This is a genomic window from Streptomyces sp. NPDC005181, from assembly GCF_040608395.1.
Classification (GTDB): domain Bacteria; phylum Actinomycetota; class Actinomycetes; order Streptomycetales; family Streptomycetaceae; genus Streptomyces.
On sequence record NZ_JBEXID010000061.1, the window covers coordinates 1 to 18,078 of the forward strand.

An 18,078-nucleotide genomic window follows, 5' to 3' on the forward strand; every position below is an offset into this window, starting at 1 on the left:
CCACTGGACCACCGGGCCACTCGACCGCACCCGCCACAGCAGGCTCGAACGACTCAGCTACCGACTCTCCGCGTGACGAATTACGCAGCAGAGTCGTCGTGATGCCCAAAGACCTGACGGGAAACGGCTTCAGCACGGTGAGTATCCGACGCATCAGCGAGCGACAGGCCATGGAGCTGGAGCGCTTCCGCCTCCGACGCGGCGACGTTGTCCTGGCGCGCCGCGGGGAGCTGGGGCGAGCCGCCGTCGTCCGCGAGGAGCAGCACGGCTGGGTGTGCGGCACCGGGTGCTTCGTGCTGCGCCCCCGCCGGACTCGACGCCGACTACTTCGCCGCGTACCTGCGCGGTCCGGAGGCACGGACGTGGCTGGAAACCCACTCCACGGGGAGCATGAAGATGAAGACCATCTCCCTCGGCGTACTCGGCGATCCGGACGATGCTCCTGTGCGGGGCTCCGCCGGATCACTCACGACGTGAGAGATCCCGGACTTCGCGGCTATCGGGGCTGCCACGCCCGTACGAGGTCCTCCGGCCCCCAGTGCGCGGTGAGCGGCAGATCATCGGTCACCCCACAGCGGGAGACCGCGATCAGTGGAGTATCCGGGGCGGTACCGGGGACGGCGAGCATGTCGCGCACCAAGGCGTCGTACTCATGACGGCCGAAGGGCTGGGTCTCCAGCCACTTGACCGACCCGACGAAGGACACCTGCCGGGCCACCGGCTCGCGGTCTGCACCGATGAGGTCGATCTCGGGGTTGTTCTGACGGTTCCACCAACCGCCGATGGCCTCGGTCTCGGGCCACTCATCATTGGGCATCAGACGCAGCAAGGACTCGCGGATCAGTGGCTCGACCGCTCGCCCGCGCCAACTGGTCCATGACCGCTCGATGCGTTCCAGTGCCAAGTCACCGCGGCCTCGCTCGATGAGTGGGATCGCGCGTGCCAGGAACGCCAGCCAGAACCGCAGATACGGGTCGGCGATCCGGTAGCGCTTGTTCTTGCTGTCCGGCTTGACCGACAGGGGGAGATCAGCAGCCAGGACTCGCTTGGCCTGCAGCATGGCCAGCAGCGGGGAGAGCGTGCCGGACGGCAGAGCGCTGGCGCCGCCGGCCTGGGCTGCGATTGCACTGAACGTGCGCTCACCGCTGCCAACAGCTTCCAGCACGGCCCGTGAGTGCGAAGCCTCGGGGAATTCGCCCAGCAGGGACAGCTCGCCGGCCACCAGCAGGGGCGAGAGAGGATTGGCGACCGACGCCTGCAAGAACGCTGTACGCCCCATTCCCGGCCGCCACGACTGCACGATCTCGGGGAATCCGCCAGTGATCAACTGGGCGTCGACGGCCCCTGCGGCGTCGAGTTCGGTCATGGCCTGTACGTCGGCCAGGTTCAGGGGGTGGACGGTCATTTTCGCTGCCCGACCGAAGAACGGGCGTCCGTACGACTGCAGTGCCTCCATCACCGATGTATCGCTGCCAACCAGCAGCAGAAGCACGGGCTTGGAGGACAAGTGACGGTCCCAGACAGTCTGGAGTGCGCCCTCGAATTCCTGATCCTGCTCGACCAGCCAGGGCACCTCGTCGATCACCGCGATGCTGGGCGAGTCATCGGGTACCGCGAGCGCCAGCGAGCGCAGGGCCTGGTTCCAGTCCTGCGCCTGGAGGCCGGCGACCAGCTCCGCCCCAGGCAGTAGCGACTGCGCGAGCGTCGCGGCAAAGTCGGCGCGCTCCGTCACAGGGTTGCGCCCACGGGTGGCCTGAAACACCACGTACGGCGCTCCCGAGCGGTCGCAGAACTCCTGGACCAGTCGCGACTTCCCCACTCGGCGCCGGCCCGTCATGATCACAGCCCGCCCCCGAGTGGCTCCAACCGCCTCTGCCACTGTCCGGTACTGCTCAGCCAGCAGCTCAAGATCTCCGGCCCGACCTTGAAACTCCACGACGCACCCCTGAGAACAATTAACGTAGATAGATTCTTACGTAGATTGAATCTTACTTCACCTCGTGACCTGATGGATCGAACGGGGGAAAACCCAGGGGCCCGACTCAGAAGAGCCGGACCCCTCCTGACCTGCTTTTTTGCCAGATCAGTGACGTACCGTATCGCACCCGCTACATGTTGAAGCGGAATGACTAACGACTGATCCTGACCTGCGACGGAGCCCTACCCAGGGCCCTGACCTGGGATTTCCTCGTTGGCATGAGTTGGCTCCCGACGGCCGTTTACGGGTCTCCTGCGGACTGTCTGCGGACCGGCCGGGTGCACCAAGGCCGTGGAAATCCATGGCACACCGAACGGCCCGTCGATGAGACTGCGCAGGTGAGCCACCGCTACCCCTTTCCCTGCTGCGGACACCGCGTGCTCGACGCCATGCCCGGCTCCTACGCGATCTGCCCCGTCTGCTTCTGGGAGGACGACGAGTTTCAGTTCCGTCGGCCGGCCGTGTCCGTCGGGGCCAACCGAGTTTCCCTGGTCGAGACGCGGCGCAACTACCAGCACTTCGGCGCCTGCGACCACCACGGCTATTCACGCTCGAAGACTTACGACCGCCAGTAGGATCGACACCATGAGCGGTAGCAGGAAGTACTCGATCAGCCTGCCTGAGGATCTCGCCGAGGCCGTACGCGCCCACGTCGGGCCCGGCGGTTTCTCCGCCTACGTCGCCGAGGCCCTCGAACAGCGGGTTGCCATGGACAAGCTGCGGGAGATCGTCGCCGACTTCGAGACCGACAACGAAGAACTCACCCGCGAAGAGATTGAGGCCGCCCGCACGCTGCTGCGCCACGACCACCGGCAGGCCGGCGGGGCCGCCGCCTGATGCCCGGCACCCTACTGCTCGACAGCGAAGGACTCTCGAAGCTCTACCGCAAGGACCGCGCCGTCGTGGCTCTGGTCCAGGCGGCGTCGGAAGAGGGCATCCGCGTGGCCACCAGTGCCATGACCACCCTTGAGGCCGACTACGACCGCATCCACCCGGCCCGCATCAAGTGGGTCCTCTCCCGCGTCGACGTTCACGACGTCACCAAAGAGATCGCCGACCGGGCCGCCGTCCTTCTTCGCACCCATCACCTCCACGGCCACAAGTACGCTATCGATGCCGCTCTCGCCGCCATCGCCCGCAGCGCGCCCCAGCCGGTCACGGTCCTCACTTCCGACCCCGAGGACCTGACACTCCTGTGCGGCCCTTCCGTGGAGGTCGTCAAGGTCTGAGGCCGTGTCACCGCCACGACGACCAGACCAACCGTTGCCACCCATCACGGGGTCGAGGACTCCCCGCGGACAGACACATGCGCCCGATCCGCCAACAAGCGGATCGGGCACAGGGGTTGACATATCGTCACACGTTGAAGCGGAATGTCTGCGGGCTGACCCTGACCTGCGGCGGAGCCTCATCCAGGGCTCTGACCTGGGATTTCCTCGTTGGCGTGCGTTGGCTCCCGACGACCGTTTACGGGTGTCCTGCGGACCGGCTGCGGACTGGTGCACGGCCGCCGGCACGTCCGCCCCCCGGCCGAGGACGAGCCGCTCGACCCCGCCTGGCGCCCCATCGACCTGACACGCGACTCCTTCGAGGACTGGGCGATCGAGGACCGCACCCCGTGGCCCGAGGACCTCTCGGTGCTCTGCTGATGGCTGCCCACCTTCTGGCGCCGGGACCACGCATGACCGCCCACATCGAGAGACTCATCCAGCAACTCGATGACTCGACCGGCCCGTCGTACGACGCTGGCGCGGAACTGATCGGCATCGGCACCGACGCCATCCCCGCCACTATCGACAGCCTCCCTGGCAGGCCCCATGAGGGTGCACCGCTCGAGGGCCATGAACCAGGCCCGGATCTGTGGGTCTCTGACCTGGCCTTTTCTTGATTGCTGGCGGCGGGGTGCGATGGACTTTATTGGGTGTCCTGCGGACTGTGTGCGGACTGGTATGTGAAGTGAAGCTTCTCCTCGACCATGGCCACCATCTCGAGGAGTCATCGCCTGCGCGCGCAGAACTCCGTACGTCGACTCCAGAGGGCTGACCTTCTTGGGCTCGGAGCGCAGCGCGCTGACGCCCTGAACCTCCATGTAGGCCTCGGCCACGAGAGGGGCGACGAGACCAGGGCCGGCCCAGGCAATTCGCGCGATGACACGTCACGCGCCAGGCATCGAGTTCGTCGGTGGCCTCGTCGGTTGCGCGGGAAACAGGTCGCGGGAGAGGTCCACATAGCAGATCTCCGCGAAGACCACCTGGGCATACGCAAATCAAGACACATCGCAGCGTAAGACCAACTGCCGTGGACGTCAACGCTGTTGATGTACGATCAAGCCCCCTTACAGGGGATTCTCATCATGGCGGCTTCACTCAATTCACTCGTGATGCACACGCCTGCCCGCGATTCCAAACGAGAGGTACAAACTGTGCGTAAGTTCGGAACCCGTAACACCTGGAAGCGGATCGGTTTGATTGCCTCCATCTCGACCATCCCATTGGCCCTCGCGAGCCCCGCTTGGGCTGTCGTGAGCTACTCGTACATTCAGGGTGGAGTTGCCGGCTTCACTTCGCATTCTCTGACCGATGACGGAGGTACCGGCGGGAACAAGGTGGACTTCACCGGATGCCATACGTACTCGGGCAGTAGTGTGACTGTGCAGCTGCGTCGTGAAGTCATCGGACCCGACACCGGATACGACGAAAAGACCTACACGGCATGCTTCAACGGTGGAACGTCGTCCGGCGAGTGGGGTGCCGGAGTCGAGGGCCACGACTACTACTTCCGCATCACCGAGATCGATGGCAGTTCGATAGTCGGCCCGACAATCAACGTCGATCAGACCCGTATGTCTTTCTAGGTGACACTGGATTCTGAATTCCTGGGTGGAGACCTGAAACGCAGGTCTCCACCTGCCTCTTGATGAAACAGACAGAGGCACCCCCACGCTGAAATACCAAGGTGTCGCATGCCCATTTCGATGTCCGAGTGTTCCTTCTCCTATCGGCGTAGACGCCCGGTGCTGCGTGATCTCAGCCATACGTTGCCGCCCGGGCGGACCGTGCTCCTGGGGCCGAACGGAGCGGGAAAGAGTACCCTGTTGGGCTTGTGCGCATCTGCGCTGCGCCCCGATTCCGGTTCCGTCACCTATGGCGACCTGAGCACCGGCCGACGTCGCGCGCTGCCCGCGTTCCGTAGGCGTGTGGCATGGATGCCTCAGCAGGTGGGGCACGTGCCGGGGCTCACGGCCCGGGATCAGGTCGCGTATTCCGGTTGGCTCAAGGGGATGCCCCGGCGCGAGGCGTGGCGTGAGGCTCTCCAGGCCCTGGACCGCGTGGAGTTGGCCGATCGGGCGGATGACAAGGTCCAGGAACTCTCCGGGGGGCAGCAGCGGCGCGTCGCAGTGGCGCAGGCCCTCGTGCATGACGCAGAGGTCCTTCTCCTCGATGAGCCGACAGCGGGCATGGACCCCCGGCAGCGACAGGTCTTCCACCAGATTCTCGCCGATCTGTCGAACGAGGTGCACATCGTTCTCTCCACCCATGACACCTCGGACATCGCCAACTCGTACGACTCGGTCGTGGTTCTGTTGGACGGTCAGGTGCGCTTCTCGGGAACGGTGGTGGACTTCCTTTCCCACGCGAGCGCGACGGCGACATCCGACGAGCAGCGGGCCACCTCCGCTTATCAGGCCTTCACCGAGATCGATGGGGCGATCTCGTGGTGAACCGAATCCCCTTCGCTCGACACTCGGCCGTCATCGGGCTCGGAGCCCCGACGGTGGCTCTGGCAATATATTTCACCGCCTACCAGCCCACGCCGTTCACCGGTGAGGATTCCATCGTCGTGGTCTCGGTGGCCCTGAGGGTCGCCGCGCTGGGAATCGCCTTGGTGGCCGCCTGGGATGCAGGGAGGCTTCGCCAGGCTCGGATCACAGCCGCCCCGTCCAGCCGCCACCTGCTGCGAATATTTGTCGATGCGATGGCCCCCACCCTGGCCCTGGTGATCATCAGCTGGGTGGCGTCCTTCCTGTTGGTGATCAGCTATTTGGGAGGCCCCGCACCAGGGCTCCCCGACACCGTTCCAATAGTCCGAAGTCTCGCGATCCCCTTCAGCGCAGTAGCAGTCGGCTTCTTCCTCGGGCTCTCCCTTCCGCCCGTTATCGCCCGCCCCCTTGCGGTGGTGATCACGGCGCTGTGGGTCTTCGTCGCCTATACGCTGGGTATCCCATGGCTGCGGGCGATGTCCGGATTCGACCAGAGCACTCCGACCTATACGGATGTCGTGGACCGCGCCTACCTCATGGCACCGGCGATCCTGGCTCTCGGGCTGCTGCTCGGTCTTGTCGCGCTCAGCCTGCTCTCACGTCCTGCGCTGCGCGCCGCCGCCGTGGCCTGCTGCGTCCTCGCGGGCTTCGGGGCGTCGTATCCTCTGGTGAGTGACACCCCGCGCTACGCCGACCCCACCGTTCCCCGCACTTGGGCAACGACGTGTGAGGGAACTGCCCCGGTGATCTGTGTGCCCGGCGAGTTCGCCGACGACATCCCCGCGCTGCACCGCTCCGCTCAACAAGCGCTGCCCCGCCTGCGAGAGGTCGGGTTCACCCCACCCCGGAAGCTGGCCTTCGTCTCGGAGGAGCTACCGCTGGCACGCGACACCTGGCGAACCTTCCTCCAGAAGCCGGTGACCCGCCACCGCAGCCGGACCGTCTACGTCAGCGCCTTGGTTCCGACAGGGCTCCACGACTGCCCGGACCTTCCTGATGACTACGTTTATCCGGGGCGCGGAGCTGCTTCCGCCTGGATCGGCCTGACGGTTGGTATGTCGGAGGCAGAGGCCGCCCGCAGCTACGGACCAAGCGGTGTGTACCGGGCACGCTGGGTGCGCAGCCTCCCCAAAGCGAAGCAGTACGCCTGGTACAAGCAGCAGTTGAGTTACCTCGAGTCCTGCGACGAGCAGGTCCACGAGAAGGCCCGGGCGGGGGCCGAGGCCGAGAACGAGCGGGGCCGAGCGCTGGGCCCGCAGTTGGAGGATCCGGCGGACATGGCACCGGGGGTGGACCGTTGATCCTCTGGGCGCGCGCACGAAGAATCTGGCTGCTGCCTGTGGCCCTGTTCGCCTGGACGCTCCTCCTTGTACTCGTGCGCGATGACGTGGCGAAGGTTCCCCAGATCGCCGCGAGGGGCAGCTTCTCGATCAAGCTGATGAACTTCGTTCCGCTCATCCTGTGCATCCCGACGATGTACTGCATGAGCCGGCGCCTCATCGCCACCGAAGCCACAGCGGCGCGAGCGGTCGCCGTCGTTGACCGGCTGGCTCTCCTGCTTCTGGGGGTGAGCGCGGCGGGACTGGGGTTTGCACTCGGGGAGTTCCTGGACATGCCGACAGCGGTGGCGGGCGGACGAAACACCGTCATGGTGCTGGGCCTCGCTCTCCTCGTACACAGCTGGTACGGCCCGATCGCCGGTGGCGCGGCGGCGACCATGTTCGTGATGGTCAGCATTGTCACCGGCCTGGCGGGAGACCAGAGGCCGTACCCGTGGGCGGTTCTCCTGATGGAGTCCACCAGCGTCGTGGCGGCAGTCGTGGCGGCGGTCAGTTTCACTGCCGGTCTGATCACGATGTCGTACCGCCGACAGATACCGGGTTGACATGCCCCTTGGGCTGAAGCCCGAGGATTCTGGCCGTCCCCTACCCGGTGCTGTGCGAGGAAGCCCCCAAGGCCGGGGACCACAAGGTGGAGCTCTCCAAAAGGTTCGTCGGCACGGCGGCGGGCGGGGTCCGCGAGTACGTCGTCGCACCTCCGCTGCGCGCCGAGATCGACAAGGCCCTGTCCCTGGTCAAGAGTGCCGTCACCAAGAAACGCTCGTATGCTGCGTACCTGCACGGCTCGTTCGGCGCCGGTAAAGGCCACTTCCTGACCGTGCTGCACGCCGCCCTGAACAGCGGCCCAGAGACCCGGGAGAAGGAGCGGCTGGGCCGGCTGGAACCACCGCGCCCAGGCCGAGGCCCTCGTCGACCTCCTCCGCTCCCGCACGGAGGCGGACGGCTGGGCCCTGGACGCCCCCGGTTCCGTACCGCTGTCTGCGGCCTGCGCGAGATCCTTCCCTGGGTGCACCGCACAGCCCAACGGCTGCGGCGCTGAGGGCGTATGCGTAGACCAGCGCTGTCTGGAACAGGTCCACAACCTGGTAGAGGTTCAGGCCGTGGCCCCGGCTATGAGGTTGGGCTACCGCCATCCGTCCAGGGAGACCTCGGGCCCTTCCGCCAAGTAGCTGCGTAGTGCGCTGCGGGTCGTCTCCACGAAGTTCTCGGGGATGGCGTCGGCGTCGGTCCATCGGACCTGGGAGTGCTTGCGAGGCTCGCGGTTCTCAGGTTCGCCGGTCCATTCGTGGGCGGCGAAAACGACGGTGAGGAAACCGCCTGGGGCTTCGACGCCCCAGGCGCCGTGGATGACGTGGGCGATCTTCAAGGACTCCGGCTTCACCGTGAGGCCGGTCTCCTCGTAGAGCTCTCGTACGGCGGTCTCGGTGATGGGCTCGCCCGGCTCGCTCTTCCCGACCGGGAGGTCCCACATCCCCTGGGCGAACTTGGCGTTCTCACTGCGCTGGAGGAGGACGACGCGGTTGGTGGATTTGTCGTGGACGATGACCGCGGCGACCAGCAGGGTCATGGATTCGAGCGCCGGCTTCAGGGCCTTCGGCTGGTCGTCGGTCTGCTGGGGCACGGGAATTCCCTTCGTCGGATGGGCCATTGGGCATGTTAGGCGAGGGCTTCACGGGCTCGGCGGGCGAGATCGGCGGCGCCGGGTACCCCGCGTCGCTGGTAGACCGCGAGGGTGGAGCGGATCGAGGTGATCGCCTTGCGGGTGCGGTCGGAGGTCATGCCCTCCATGAGGACCAGCGCCTGCGTCCAGGCGGCGACGGCCTCATCGGCGCGGGCCTGAGCGGCGAGGCTGTCGCCGAGGTCGGCGTGGGTGAGCGCGTGGACGCGCTTGTACTTTTCCGGGTCCCAGCGGGTGAGAGCATCCCGGTGCTGCTGCTCGGTACCGACGTGGTCGGCGAGGTCGGTCAGCGTGCGTGCGGTGTGGCTGGCCACCGTGCCCGTGGCGGGGCCGCTCACACGGGAGTAGCTGGGCTGTCGGCCGTCCTCCCGCAGGAGGGCGTCCTCGGCGGCAAGCAGGGCACGTGCGGCCGACGGGTTCTCATCGGTCGCGGCGTAGGCACGGGCGTGAGTGATGTGAAGGAGGGCTTCGGTCTGGCCGTCGACGCGGCCGAGACCGCGCCGCAAGGCGGCTTCGACGAGGTCGACGCAGTGGTGGGGCTGTTTGAGGCTGAGGGCCTGGTGGGCGAGGGCCCGCATCATCCAGGCGGCATGCCCGTGCGGGTCGGCTTCGCAGGCGAGCTGGTAGCCGACCTGGTAGTACCGCTGGGCGGCACCCTCCTGGCAGAGGTCGTGGTGTTTCCACCCTGCGAGGTAGGCCAGCTCGGCGACCGCTCCGAACGCGGCTCGGCGTAAGGCTTCACTGGGGAAGCGCCCGCGTAGCATGGGTGCGGCGGTGTCGGCGAGATACGCGGTGACGGTGGTCAGGCCGTGTCCGCCGCCGAGACGTTCGTCGGCGGCGGTGATCTGCCGTACGACGTCCACGTCCTCCGCCCCGACCATGGACGTTTTGGAGCGGGCGCGGAGCATGCGCGCGGTGGCCTCGTGGTCGTAGCCGAGCGGCATGGCGACGCCAGCGGTGGTGAAGGCCGCGATGGAGAGGAAGCGGCGGCGTTCGAGGTCGGCGCGTCCCAGGTCGGTGACGGCGAGGACGGGGTCGGGTTCCGCAGGCGCGTCGGCGCCACCGGTGTGGAGGCCGATCTCGGTTCGGGTGATCACGCGTCCCGCTCGGCGGGACAGAGCCTCGGCCAGGTACTGGCCTACCCGGCCCGAGGGGGTGCGGGTCCCGTTCACCCAGTGCGAGATGGCCGACTTGTTGGTCTGGAGGATCTCGCCGTTCTCGGCGGCGATGCGCCGCACGTCCCTGGCGAGGGCCTCGTAGGTGCAGTCAGCTGCGTCGATGACGTCGCGTAGAAGGGAGTTGGGGTCTTTCCGCGCCGCCACGACCGCCTCCATTCCGGAGCTGTAAACCGCGTATACCGCTTCAACTGGCTTCCACCGTACCCACTGAGCGTGACCGTAGGTTCACTTATCAGCAGCCGCCCGGAACGGTCCGACCGTGATCCAGGCTCCCCCTTGGACCGGGCGGCTCCCGAAGTTCCGTACGCCCACTCCGAGTTCGGGCATCCCTGTGCCCGAACCCGGCTGAACAGAGACGGAGACACGGTGACCACCATCGACACCACGACCATCACGGTCGAGCTGCCCGAGGCGTTCGACCCGCGATGGAGCCGCCTGCCCGGCATCCAGGTCGACGGCCGACGCATCACGATCGACCCGGCCGAGTACTTCTTCCGCTTCGAGTCGAGCACCTGGCTCGTCGCCGACTGGGAGCTGGTCAAGTCCCAGCTCCTCGGTGTGGACGAGACGACCGAGAGCACGGTCGAGCAGCTCGCGCTCGACTTCATCAAGCAGCACGGCGAGTCCACGTCCGACGCTGCCCGAGTCCTGGCCACCGCGTACGAGGTGTACGCGTACCTCTTCCGCGACGAGCACCTGGCCGACCTCGGCCTGCCGCAGATCACCGCCGAGCACCTGCGGATGCTCCGCGAGGCGGCCACGCTCATGGCGCTCAACAAGGTCGAGCTGGACGGGCACATCTCCAACGTCGGCCCGTGCTGGTTCTTCCCAGCCGCCACCTCTGTCGTCTTCGATCTGGACGATGAGACGGGCGGGATGCTCGACGAGGTCTACCACGGCGGGTGGTTCAACGAGCACCGCCGGATCGAGTCCATCAAGGCCCACACCGCTCTCGGCGGCCGACTCGTGCATGGCTGCCAGTCCGTTCCGGACCAGACCGGCGGCGTGGTCGCGCCCTACGGTGCCTCGATGGCCAGCTTCCGTGACGATCTCGCCGCCTTCAAGGCGGGCTGGATCGAGCGGGTCTACGCCCACCGCGTGGATCCAGCCGCGTAATCGCCATCCGATCAGGCTCCGGGGCGGGCCGGAATCTCTCGCCCGCCCCGGACGCCACCACCTCCCCCTGGAGCCCTGCCATGACCACGAATCCCAGCGCCGCACTCCTCGACAACCTCCTCACCGCGTCCGGCCGGACCACCGCCGTACGCGAGGAGGTACGCGTGTGGTTTATGTCCGGCGTCGAGCGTGTGACCTTCCCGGACGGCTCCACGGCCGTCTTCAAGTACGCCAAGAAGCCGTTCGACAGCGAGGACCAGGCCCTGCGCCTGGCGAACACCCTCGGGGTTCCCGTCCCCAGGGTTCATGCCTCCGCCGTTCTGGACGGCTGGCTCGGCATGCTCATGGATGACCTCGGGCCGTCCGTCCGTGACGCCGACGACCTGGACGGCGTTGCTGCGGCCGTGGTCCTGCACGGCACCCGTACGGCTCCCCCTTTGCCTGTCCTCGATCAGGAGCGGCTGTGCTCGCTGCCGACCAGGGCGCTGGAGCATCTCGAACGGCTGCGCAAGGCCGACCGGTGGCAGGACGCCGACGACGTCGATGACGGGCTCGACCGGATCGCCCAGGCAGCGGAAGCGCGCTCAGCCGGAGCGACCATGGCGCCGTTCGGCTGGGTGCATTCCGAGTTCCACCCCACGAGCATCCACATCGGCGAGCGCGGTTGGCGACTGCTCGACTTCGCCCGCGCCTTCACCGGCCCCGGCCTGCTCGACCTCGCCAGCTGGCACGGCACCCTCGAGTCCCCGCACCCCGTGCGCCTGCGCGTCTTCCTGGAGCAGTACGTCACCGCCGGCGGCACCCCCGACGCCCTCGCCCCGCGCGGCGGGCTCACTGCCGAGAACTGGGCCCTGGGCTGGCACCGCATGTGGGCCGTCGAGTGGTTCATGGAGCAGTCCATCCGTTGGATCAACGACCCGGCCACCGACCCCGCCTACCTCAAGGCCGTCCGCCGCCACCTCACCGACGTCCTCCACCTCCTGGAGATCTGACGTGCTCGCCCAGGCATCCCCATGGCACGCCCACGCCCTCCAGCGCACCTCCACCAGACTCGCCGAACCCCTTGCTGTACCCGCCCGCATGGAATGGACCACGAGGGCCGGCCAAGGGCCTGGCGCCGACGTCCTCGGCCCCGACCTGCGCGGTAAACGCCTCCTGGAACTCGGCTGCGGCCCCGGCCACAACGCCGCCCACCTCGCCACCCGCCACGGCGCCCACGTCACCGGCGTCGACCTGGTCGGCCTCCAAGTCCGCCGCGCCCGCTCCCACTACGGTCGGCTGAACAACCTCACCTTCGCCGCCGGCCACGCCCTGCACTACCTGCACGCCTCCACCGAACAGGTCGACGCGATCTACTCCGCCTTCGGGGCCGTCGGCCTCGTCGCTCCCGAGCTCCTGCTTCCGGCCATCGCCCAGCGCCTGACGCCTGGACGGGTGCTCGCCTTCTCCGTCCCCCACCCGCAGCGCGGTGGCCGAAGCCCCTCCGGCGACGACCGTCCCCGCCGCGACTACGTCACCCTCCCGGACCACACCCGACTCCCCATCGCTCGCTGGGAGTTCTCCGCGGACCGCTGGGAGAAGCACCTCAGCCGGGCGGGTTTCTGGCTCACCTCGGCCCAGGAGTTCCACGACCCCCGCTTGGGCCACTGGCCCACCACCCTGCTGATCCGCGCGCGCAAGCTCTGACCGGCCCCTTTGCCCCAGCTTCCCTGGAGGAACCGATGCGCCCGCCCTACCTGCTCCTCGACATCGACGGTGTCCTCATACCCTTCCCCGACGAGCACGGCTCGATCCCGGACACCCACATCCGCCACGACGTCGTCCCCACCGGCCGCAGCGCCGAGAACCCAGTCACCGTCTGGCTCGACCCAGCCCACGGCCCCATGCTCATGGACGTGATCCGTTCCGGCCTCGTCACACCGGTCTGGTGCACCGGCTGGCGACAGGACGCCACCACCCTGATCGGCCCCCTCCTCGACCTCCCGCCCCTGCCCCATGTCGACCTGCCACGCCCCCAGATCACCACCAGCCACCCCAACGGCTACCTATGGAAACGAGATCACGTCGACGCGTGGCTGGGCAGTGCCCCGGCGGTGTGGATCGACGACGACTTCACCAGCCTTGACCACGCCTGGGCCGCGGAGCGGATTGCTCGCGGTACCGCGACCCTCTTGATCCAGCCTGACCCCCGTTCCGGACTACTGTCCGAACACCTGGCCAAGGTCCGGGTGTGGGCAGGGCAACTGTCCACACGGAATGGTGCGCCAGCGGCGCTCAGAGGGCTACGCGCTGTCCAGTAATTGGCGGCGTCACACGGCCCAGAGCGTAGGGTGCTCGCCGCCTTCACGTCAGAGGTATTGAGATACACCCAGCCCGAGCACCCCGTGGACGCAGCGGCACAGCCCGCTCCCGGGGGCGACCGGCCCCAGCCACGGGACCCGCTGGAGCAGACCGCTGTAGGCCCTCGCATGAACTGGAGCGAGAGCCCCATCGAAATCGGATCGCCAAAGCGGTCTCAGCCCCCTACCGTTCCGTCATGCAGATCGTCGTAACTCTGGACTGTGTTGACACCAAAGCGCAGGCAGAGTTCTGGCTCGCTGCCCTCGCCCCGCTGGAATACCGGCGGGGCTTCGACGGACCGCCCTATCTGAGTTTGGTTGGTCCCGCTTCCGCACCCACCCTTCTCCTGCAGCAGGTTCCGGAACCAAAGCAGGTGAAGAACCGGATGCACCTCGACCTCGACTTTGGCACCGAGGAACTGGACGCCGAGGTCGAACGTCTCCAACAGCTCGGCGCCCAGAGAATCTCTCAGGAACAGAGCGAACACGGCTTCCGCTGGGTCGTCGTGTCCGACCCGGAGGGTAATGAGTTCTGCGTATTCGTCCCTCCAGCCAGTGCTGCCCCAGGGGTGTAGTCACGACATCGCTCTCCTTCTCAGCTGGGACTGCCCACTTCTGTGGGGCAGCTAGCGGCGCTGTTTGCGTTCCTCGGGTCGCTGGGCCGCCGGGCCGGTCGCGGGATTGTGTGCGAGAGACGGCAGCGGCGATGTGCCGTTGGTGGTGCTTCGTCGGCGGGCTGCCTGTTGGCGCTTGTTCGGTTGGGCTGTGATGCGCCACTTGAGGACCTCTGCGGGGTGTTCGGCGGTGTCCAGTTCCCTCTGGGCTGCCACCTCGGCCAGCAGGCGTCGTGGGGTGTGGCCGGCTGTTTCGGCGCGCGCGAGGGTTGTGGTCAGGGCGGGCCAGGCGGGGTCGGTGAGGATACGGTCGGCGTGGTCGGGGAGTGCTGTTCGTAGGTCTTGTTCGAAGCGGTTGATGGTTGAGGCGTGTGGTGCGCGGCGGGCGAGGTCGGTCAGGGCTGGTGTGGCGGCCTGCTGGTATGCCGACTGGAGGTGGCGGAGGGCTTCTTCGGCTGCGGCGGCCTGCTGTTGGTGGCCGCGCTGCTGGTGCCATTTGGCGGCGGCGCGGGCCAGTTGCACGGTGGCGAAGAGCAGGGCGATGGCGAGTCCGCCTGGCTCGTTGGAGGCGTAGGCGAGTTCCTTTGCGGCTTGGCGCAGGGCGGTGGCGGTTTGGTGGTCGGCGCGGGTGGCGGAGCGGCGTGCGCGGTTGAACGCCGTTGCTGCCGCCTGGAGTTCGGTCTGGTGGGGGCTGGTCGTGGCGGCGGCGATGTTGTGGAGGGTGTCACCGAAGGCGGAGAGGTATCCCTGGGCGGTGGCGTCGTCTGCGGTGTGGAGGGCGGTGCCTGCCGCGTCCAGTGCGGTGGTGATGTGGCGCCATGGTTTGGCGGGGTCCACGCCGCGGGGGTGGTCGGCTACGTCCTGGTGGGGGAGGCGTTCGCGTAGGCGGTTGATGGAGAGGTCGGGGGCCAGTTTGGAGCCGCCGTACCAGACGGGGGCGCCGGCTGCGTTGGTGTCGCCGGGGGCGGCGAGGCTGTAGCCGATCACGTCGCCGGTCTCGGGGCCGAGGCGTGTCTTGACCTTGATGCCGAGGGATTCCAGCACGGTGAAGTAGTCGGCTTCGGTGCGTACGGCGGCGGCGACGGCGTATGCCTGTTCGCGCAGGCACTGCCGTGCCGTGACTGTCTGGCCCCGGCGTTCGGCCTTGGCGCGTTCGGCGCCGGTGGGGGTGCGGGGCGCGGTGAGGTCGCCGGACTTCAGGCGACGCAGGCCGAACTCGGCTTCGATCTTGCGGCATTCGGCTTGGGCGCGCTGGCCGTCGCGGTGGGTGCGGGGGCGGCGGCCGTCGGCGCGGACGGTGGTGGCCATGATGTGGATGTGGTCGTCGGCGTGGCGCACGGCGATCCATCGGCATGCCTTGGTGTCGCCTTCGGGGGCGATGCCGGTGGCGTGCACGATGCGGCGGGCGACTTCGGCCCACTCGGTGTCGGTGAGGTAGCGGTCGCCGGGGGCGGTGCGGACGGGGCAGTGCCAGACGTGTTGGGGTGGCTTCTTGCCGCCGAGTTCCCGGGTGCGTAGGTCGACGTGGTGGTCGAGGCGCCTGGCGAGGTGGGTGTAGGTGGCTTCGGGGTTGCGGCCGGGGTCGGGGGCGCCGGCCATGTCCCAGGCGGCGACGATGTGTGCGTCGGTGTGTTCGTCGCGGCGGCCGGGGCCGAAGAGGTAGGCGATCAGTCCGCGGCTGTCGGAGCCGGTGGAGACGTCAGGAACCATGTGCCACGCCTCCTTCTGTCAGGAGCTGGTCGATGAGCCGGTAGCTGTTCTGGGCCGCTTGCTCGACGTGGTCCAGTACCGCCTCGGCCTGCTCGGGGACGGTTCCTTGGTGGATGGCGGTGGTGATCTGGTTGAGGTTGTTGCCGATGCGGTTCAGGGCGACCGTGTGGGCCTCGACGGCCTCGATGAGCGGGCGCAGGGGGTCGTCCTCGGGGCTGCCGGTCAGCGCTGACTTGCCGAGGGCGACGGCCAGGGCGGCGTCGCCGACGAATCCGGCGAACTTCTGACCCCGCTCGTGGGCTGCGGCGCTGATCACTTGGACCGCGGTTCGTGTGAAGCGGATGGTCTTCTCCTGGTCGCGTTTCTCCACGGTGCGCTTGCGGTTCATCGGCGCGGGCAGGACGGGGGCTTCGAGATCCCGCCAGGAGGGCTGCTCGGCGGGCTGCTGGACATCGGCCGGTGGTTGAGCGCGAGCGGCGACGGAGTCGAATGCGGGCGGGCAGCTGGTCTCGGCTGCACCCTCCTCCGACTCGGGCGCCCCCTGGCGCCCGGCCTCCTCCTCCGCCACCCCCGGGGCGGAGGCAAGCGCGGACAAAGCCTCGTTAGAGGCTCGTTCGCTCCAGCTTGCTGCTGATCGTCGTCCCCGGGTGAACCATCCCCGGCGGCGGGAAGGAGTGGAGTCGGTGTCGCTGTCAGTACGCATGGTGGTGCTCCATTGGCAGGGGATCGGGGCGCGTCGCATCCGTCGCATCCGTCGCACGGCTGGTCAGCGCAGGTACGGACAGGCGGGCAGGTACGGATACGTCCGTCCCGGCGAGAGAGTCCGTCCCCGCGCTGACCTGCGCGGGGACGGATGCGACGGAGAGATACGGACTACGTCCCCGGTGGGATCAGCGAGCCCGCTTCGGTCCGACGGGACCGCTGGGCGGCCCGGCAGGGAGTGAACCCGCCGGGCCGGAGGGCGGCTTGCCCTGCGCGTCGCGCGGGGGCGTGATGCCGTGGGCGGGTTCGTGTGCGCTTGGGGGGAGGTCGGGGCAGTGGCGGGCCCAGGCGTCCAGGAACCGGTTGCGTGCGTATGCCTTGGACTGCCTGCCGCCCTCGAAGCGGTGGTTGGCCGGGTAGATGCCGAAGTCCCGCAGCAGGTTGCCCAGGTGGTACGCGTTCAGTCCCTTGGTGCCGTGTTCCGCCCACGGCGCCTCGGCGTCCTGGATCAGTGCGGCGACCAGGTCCTGGGAGGCCAGGGCCTGAGGGTTGTTCGCCCGTTCGAAGATGCGGTGGATGTCGCGCAGGAGCCGCGTCTTCAGGCTGGTCTGCTCGTCCTGGACCGCCTCGAAGCGGGTCATGGCCACGCACGCGGCACGAGCCCGGGAGGGCCAGTGACCGCCGGCCAGGTCGGCGACGATGACCAGTGGCTCCCAGGTGTCCGCCGCCCGGTCCTCCACCGGCATGTCGGGCACGAGGCGGCCGGCTTCGCTCCGCAGCGGCCCCAGCCAGGCGGCCAGCCGGTCACGCAGGGCGTTGAGTTCGGGTGCCGCGTACCGCGAGCGGAACGGGGCTACCTTCTCACCGGGCTTGCGCTTCTGCATCCGCAGCACGACCGACCGGTCGGTGATGGTGTCGGGCAGGTCACCGATGCCGGCGATCGCGGCCATCGCGAAGGTGGGGAACGGGGTGGGCTTGTGCTCCGGTCCCGAGATCCGCCAAGCGGGCCGGTTGCGCTGGTGACCGGCGTTCAACAGACCGCGCAGGATCTCGCTGTCGCCGCTGGCCTTGGGGCCGAAGATGGTGTCGGCCTCGTCCACCAGCAGGGTCGGAGGGATCTTGCCGATGGTGCGGAAGATAACCGCCGGTGAGGTGTTCACGGTCATCATCGGGTCATGGACGGTCTCGTAGAGCACATCCAGCACACGGGACTTGCCGCACCCCTTCGTCGGGCTGATCACGGCCAGACGGGGAGCATGCTGAAGCGCGGCCTGGATGTGCGTGGCCGCCACCCACAGAGTGACCGCGGTCAGCGCCTCCTCGCCGGGCAGCACCACGTACTTGCCGATCGCCGCCCGCAACTCGTCCAGCAGCACCGCGCCGTCCCCAGCCGCCGAGGCTTCAGCGGTCCCACCGTCCCCAGCGCTCGACGCGCTCGCGGGGACGGGGACGGCATGCCGCTCCGTCCCCGATCCGCGTCCGGGACCGTCCGTCCCCGCAGGCCGGCGGGGACCGTGATCACCGTCCCCTTGGCGGTCCCCTGGTGTAACTCCCGCATCGCGGGGACCGGGACCGGTCCCCGAATTCACGCCGCTGACCTGCGGTTTGTCGCTGTCAGCGGGTGCGGGGACGGCGTCCTGCGGGGGACGGGGACCGGGCACCT

Annotated in this window: 21 protein-coding genes; 15 read left to right on the forward strand and 6 right to left on the reverse strand. The window is 68.1% G+C overall.

Translation table 11 applies throughout. The features are described 5' to 3' along the window. Positions 1-496: 496 nt before the first annotated feature. Positions 497-1,936, reverse strand: coding sequence for an ATP-binding protein (locus ABZV38_RS28895; protein ID WP_356331377.1), 1,440 nt, complete (start codon positions 1,934-1,936; stop codon positions 497-499). Positions 1,937-2,316: 380 nt separating this feature from the next. Between ABZV38_RS28895 and ABZV38_RS28900 the strand changes: the two genes are divergently transcribed. The 10 genes from ABZV38_RS28900 to ABZV38_RS28945 all read left to right on the forward strand — a co-directional run bounded on the left by ABZV38_RS28900 (position 2,317) and on the right by ABZV38_RS28945 (position 8,117). Continuing rightward, positions 2,317-2,553 carry a CPCC family cysteine-rich protein gene (locus ABZV38_RS28900; RefSeq protein WP_356331378.1) on the forward strand — a complete coding sequence of 79 codons (237 nt, stop codon included), beginning with the start codon at positions 2,317-2,319 and terminating at the stop codon, positions 2,551-2,553. Between the two features lie 10 nt (positions 2,554-2,563). Then, positions 2,564-2,815, forward strand: a complete 252-nt coding sequence (locus ABZV38_RS28905; protein ID WP_356331379.1) for a hypothetical protein — start codon at positions 2,564-2,566, stop codon at positions 2,813-2,815. Further along, positions 2,815-3,207 (forward strand): DNA-binding protein, encoded by a 393-nt coding sequence (locus ABZV38_RS28910; RefSeq protein WP_356331380.1) that lies wholly within the window; start codon positions 2,815-2,817, stop codon positions 3,205-3,207. The genes ABZV38_RS28905 and ABZV38_RS28910 overlap by 1 nt, the downstream gene beginning before the upstream one ends. Positions 3,208-3,477: 270 nt before the next feature. After that, complete coding sequence (locus tag ABZV38_RS28915) at positions 3,478-3,627, forward strand: hypothetical protein (RefSeq protein WP_356331381.1); 150 nt, start codon at positions 3,478-3,480, stop codon at positions 3,625-3,627. Between the two features lie 32 nt (positions 3,628-3,659). Continuing rightward, positions 3,660-3,866 (forward strand): hypothetical protein, encoded by a 207-nt coding sequence (locus ABZV38_RS28920; protein ID WP_356331382.1) that lies wholly within the window; start codon positions 3,660-3,662, stop codon positions 3,864-3,866. Positions 3,867-4,331: 465 nt separating this feature from the next. Next, the gene (locus ABZV38_RS28925) at positions 4,332-4,832 is read left to right on the forward strand and encodes a hypothetical protein (protein ID WP_356331383.1); all 501 of its coding nucleotides are present in this window, start codon (positions 4,332-4,334) and stop codon (positions 4,830-4,832) included. 108 nt (positions 4,833-4,940) lie between these two features. Continuing rightward, on the forward strand, positions 4,941-5,699 hold the full coding sequence (locus ABZV38_RS28930; protein WP_356331385.1) for an ATP-binding cassette domain-containing protein: 759 nt from the start codon (positions 4,941-4,943) through the stop codon (positions 5,697-5,699). A gap of 53 nt (positions 5,700-5,752) precedes the next feature. Further along, entirely contained in the window at positions 5,753-7,039 is a 1,287-nt protein-coding gene (locus tag ABZV38_RS28935) for a hypothetical protein (protein ID WP_356331386.1), read from the forward strand. Continuing rightward, positions 7,036-7,623: a hypothetical protein gene (locus tag ABZV38_RS28940; RefSeq protein ID WP_356331387.1), complete on the forward strand. Its 588-nt coding sequence runs from the start codon at positions 7,036-7,038 to the stop codon at positions 7,621-7,623. The genes ABZV38_RS28935 and ABZV38_RS28940 overlap by 4 nt, the downstream gene beginning before the upstream one ends. A 47-nt stretch (positions 7,624-7,670) precedes the next feature. Continuing rightward, complete coding sequence (locus ABZV38_RS28945; RefSeq protein ID WP_356331388.1) at positions 7,671-8,117, forward strand: hypothetical protein; 447 nt, start codon at positions 7,671-7,673, stop codon at positions 8,115-8,117. A gap of 84 nt (positions 8,118-8,201) precedes the next feature. On the opposite strand, the gene ABZV38_RS28950 is transcribed toward ABZV38_RS28945, so the two are convergent. Together ABZV38_RS28950 and ABZV38_RS28955 are read right to left on the reverse strand one after the other, a co-directional pair. Then, positions 8,202-8,699 (reverse strand): NUDIX domain-containing protein, encoded by a 498-nt coding sequence (locus tag ABZV38_RS28950; RefSeq protein ID WP_356331389.1) that lies wholly within the window; start codon positions 8,697-8,699, stop codon positions 8,202-8,204. 35 nt (positions 8,700-8,734) lie between these two features. Continuing rightward, positions 8,735-10,078, reverse strand: coding sequence for a tetratricopeptide repeat protein (locus ABZV38_RS28955; RefSeq protein ID WP_356331390.1), 1,344 nt, complete (start codon positions 10,076-10,078; stop codon positions 8,735-8,737). A gap of 222 nt (positions 10,079-10,300) precedes the next feature. On the opposite strand from ABZV38_RS28955, the gene ABZV38_RS28960 reads away from it, so the two are divergent. The 5 genes from ABZV38_RS28960 (at position 10,301) to ABZV38_RS28980 (ending at position 13,964) form a co-directional block, all read left to right on the forward strand. After that, entirely contained in the window at positions 10,301-11,050 is a 750-nt protein-coding gene (locus tag ABZV38_RS28960) for a hypothetical protein (protein ID WP_356331391.1), read from the forward strand. A gap of 80 nt (positions 11,051-11,130) precedes the next feature. Next, positions 11,131-12,042, forward strand: coding sequence for an aminoglycoside phosphotransferase family protein (locus tag ABZV38_RS28965; RefSeq protein ID WP_356331392.1), 912 nt, complete (start codon positions 11,131-11,133; stop codon positions 12,040-12,042). A 1-nt stretch (position 12,043) separates the two neighbouring features. Continuing rightward, positions 12,044-12,736: a class I SAM-dependent methyltransferase gene (locus ABZV38_RS28970; protein WP_356331393.1), complete on the forward strand. Its 693-nt coding sequence runs from the start codon at positions 12,044-12,046 to the stop codon at positions 12,734-12,736. 35 nt (positions 12,737-12,771) lie between these two features. Continuing rightward, the gene (locus ABZV38_RS28975) at positions 12,772-13,350 is read left to right on the forward strand and encodes an HAD domain-containing protein (protein ID WP_356331394.1); all 579 of its coding nucleotides are present in this window, start codon (positions 12,772-12,774) and stop codon (positions 13,348-13,350) included. A 236-nt stretch (positions 13,351-13,586) separates the two neighbouring features. After that, positions 13,587-13,964 (forward strand): VOC family protein, encoded by a 378-nt coding sequence (locus ABZV38_RS28980; RefSeq protein WP_356331395.1) that lies wholly within the window; start codon positions 13,587-13,589, stop codon positions 13,962-13,964. Positions 13,965-14,015: 51 nt separating this feature from the next. Here the strand turns inward: ABZV38_RS28980 and ABZV38_RS28985 are convergent, their stop codons facing one another. From ABZV38_RS28985 to ABZV38_RS28995, 3 genes are all read right to left on the reverse strand, one after another. Continuing rightward, positions 14,016-15,713, reverse strand: a complete 1,698-nt coding sequence (locus ABZV38_RS28985; protein ID WP_356331396.1) for a mobilization protein — start codon at positions 15,711-15,713, stop codon at positions 14,016-14,018. Next, positions 15,703-16,281 carry a plasmid mobilization relaxosome protein MobC gene (gene mobC, locus ABZV38_RS28990; protein WP_356331416.1) on the reverse strand — a complete coding sequence of 193 codons (579 nt, stop codon included), beginning with the start codon at positions 16,279-16,281 and terminating at the stop codon, positions 15,703-15,705. The genes ABZV38_RS28985 and mobC overlap by 11 nt, the downstream gene beginning before the upstream one ends. A 322-nt stretch (positions 16,282-16,603) precedes the next feature. Continuing rightward, positions 16,604-17,791, reverse strand: coding sequence for a DUF3631 domain-containing protein (locus ABZV38_RS28995; protein WP_356331397.1), 1,188 nt, complete (start codon positions 17,789-17,791; stop codon positions 16,604-16,606). Positions 17,792-18,078 lie beyond the last annotated feature (287 nt).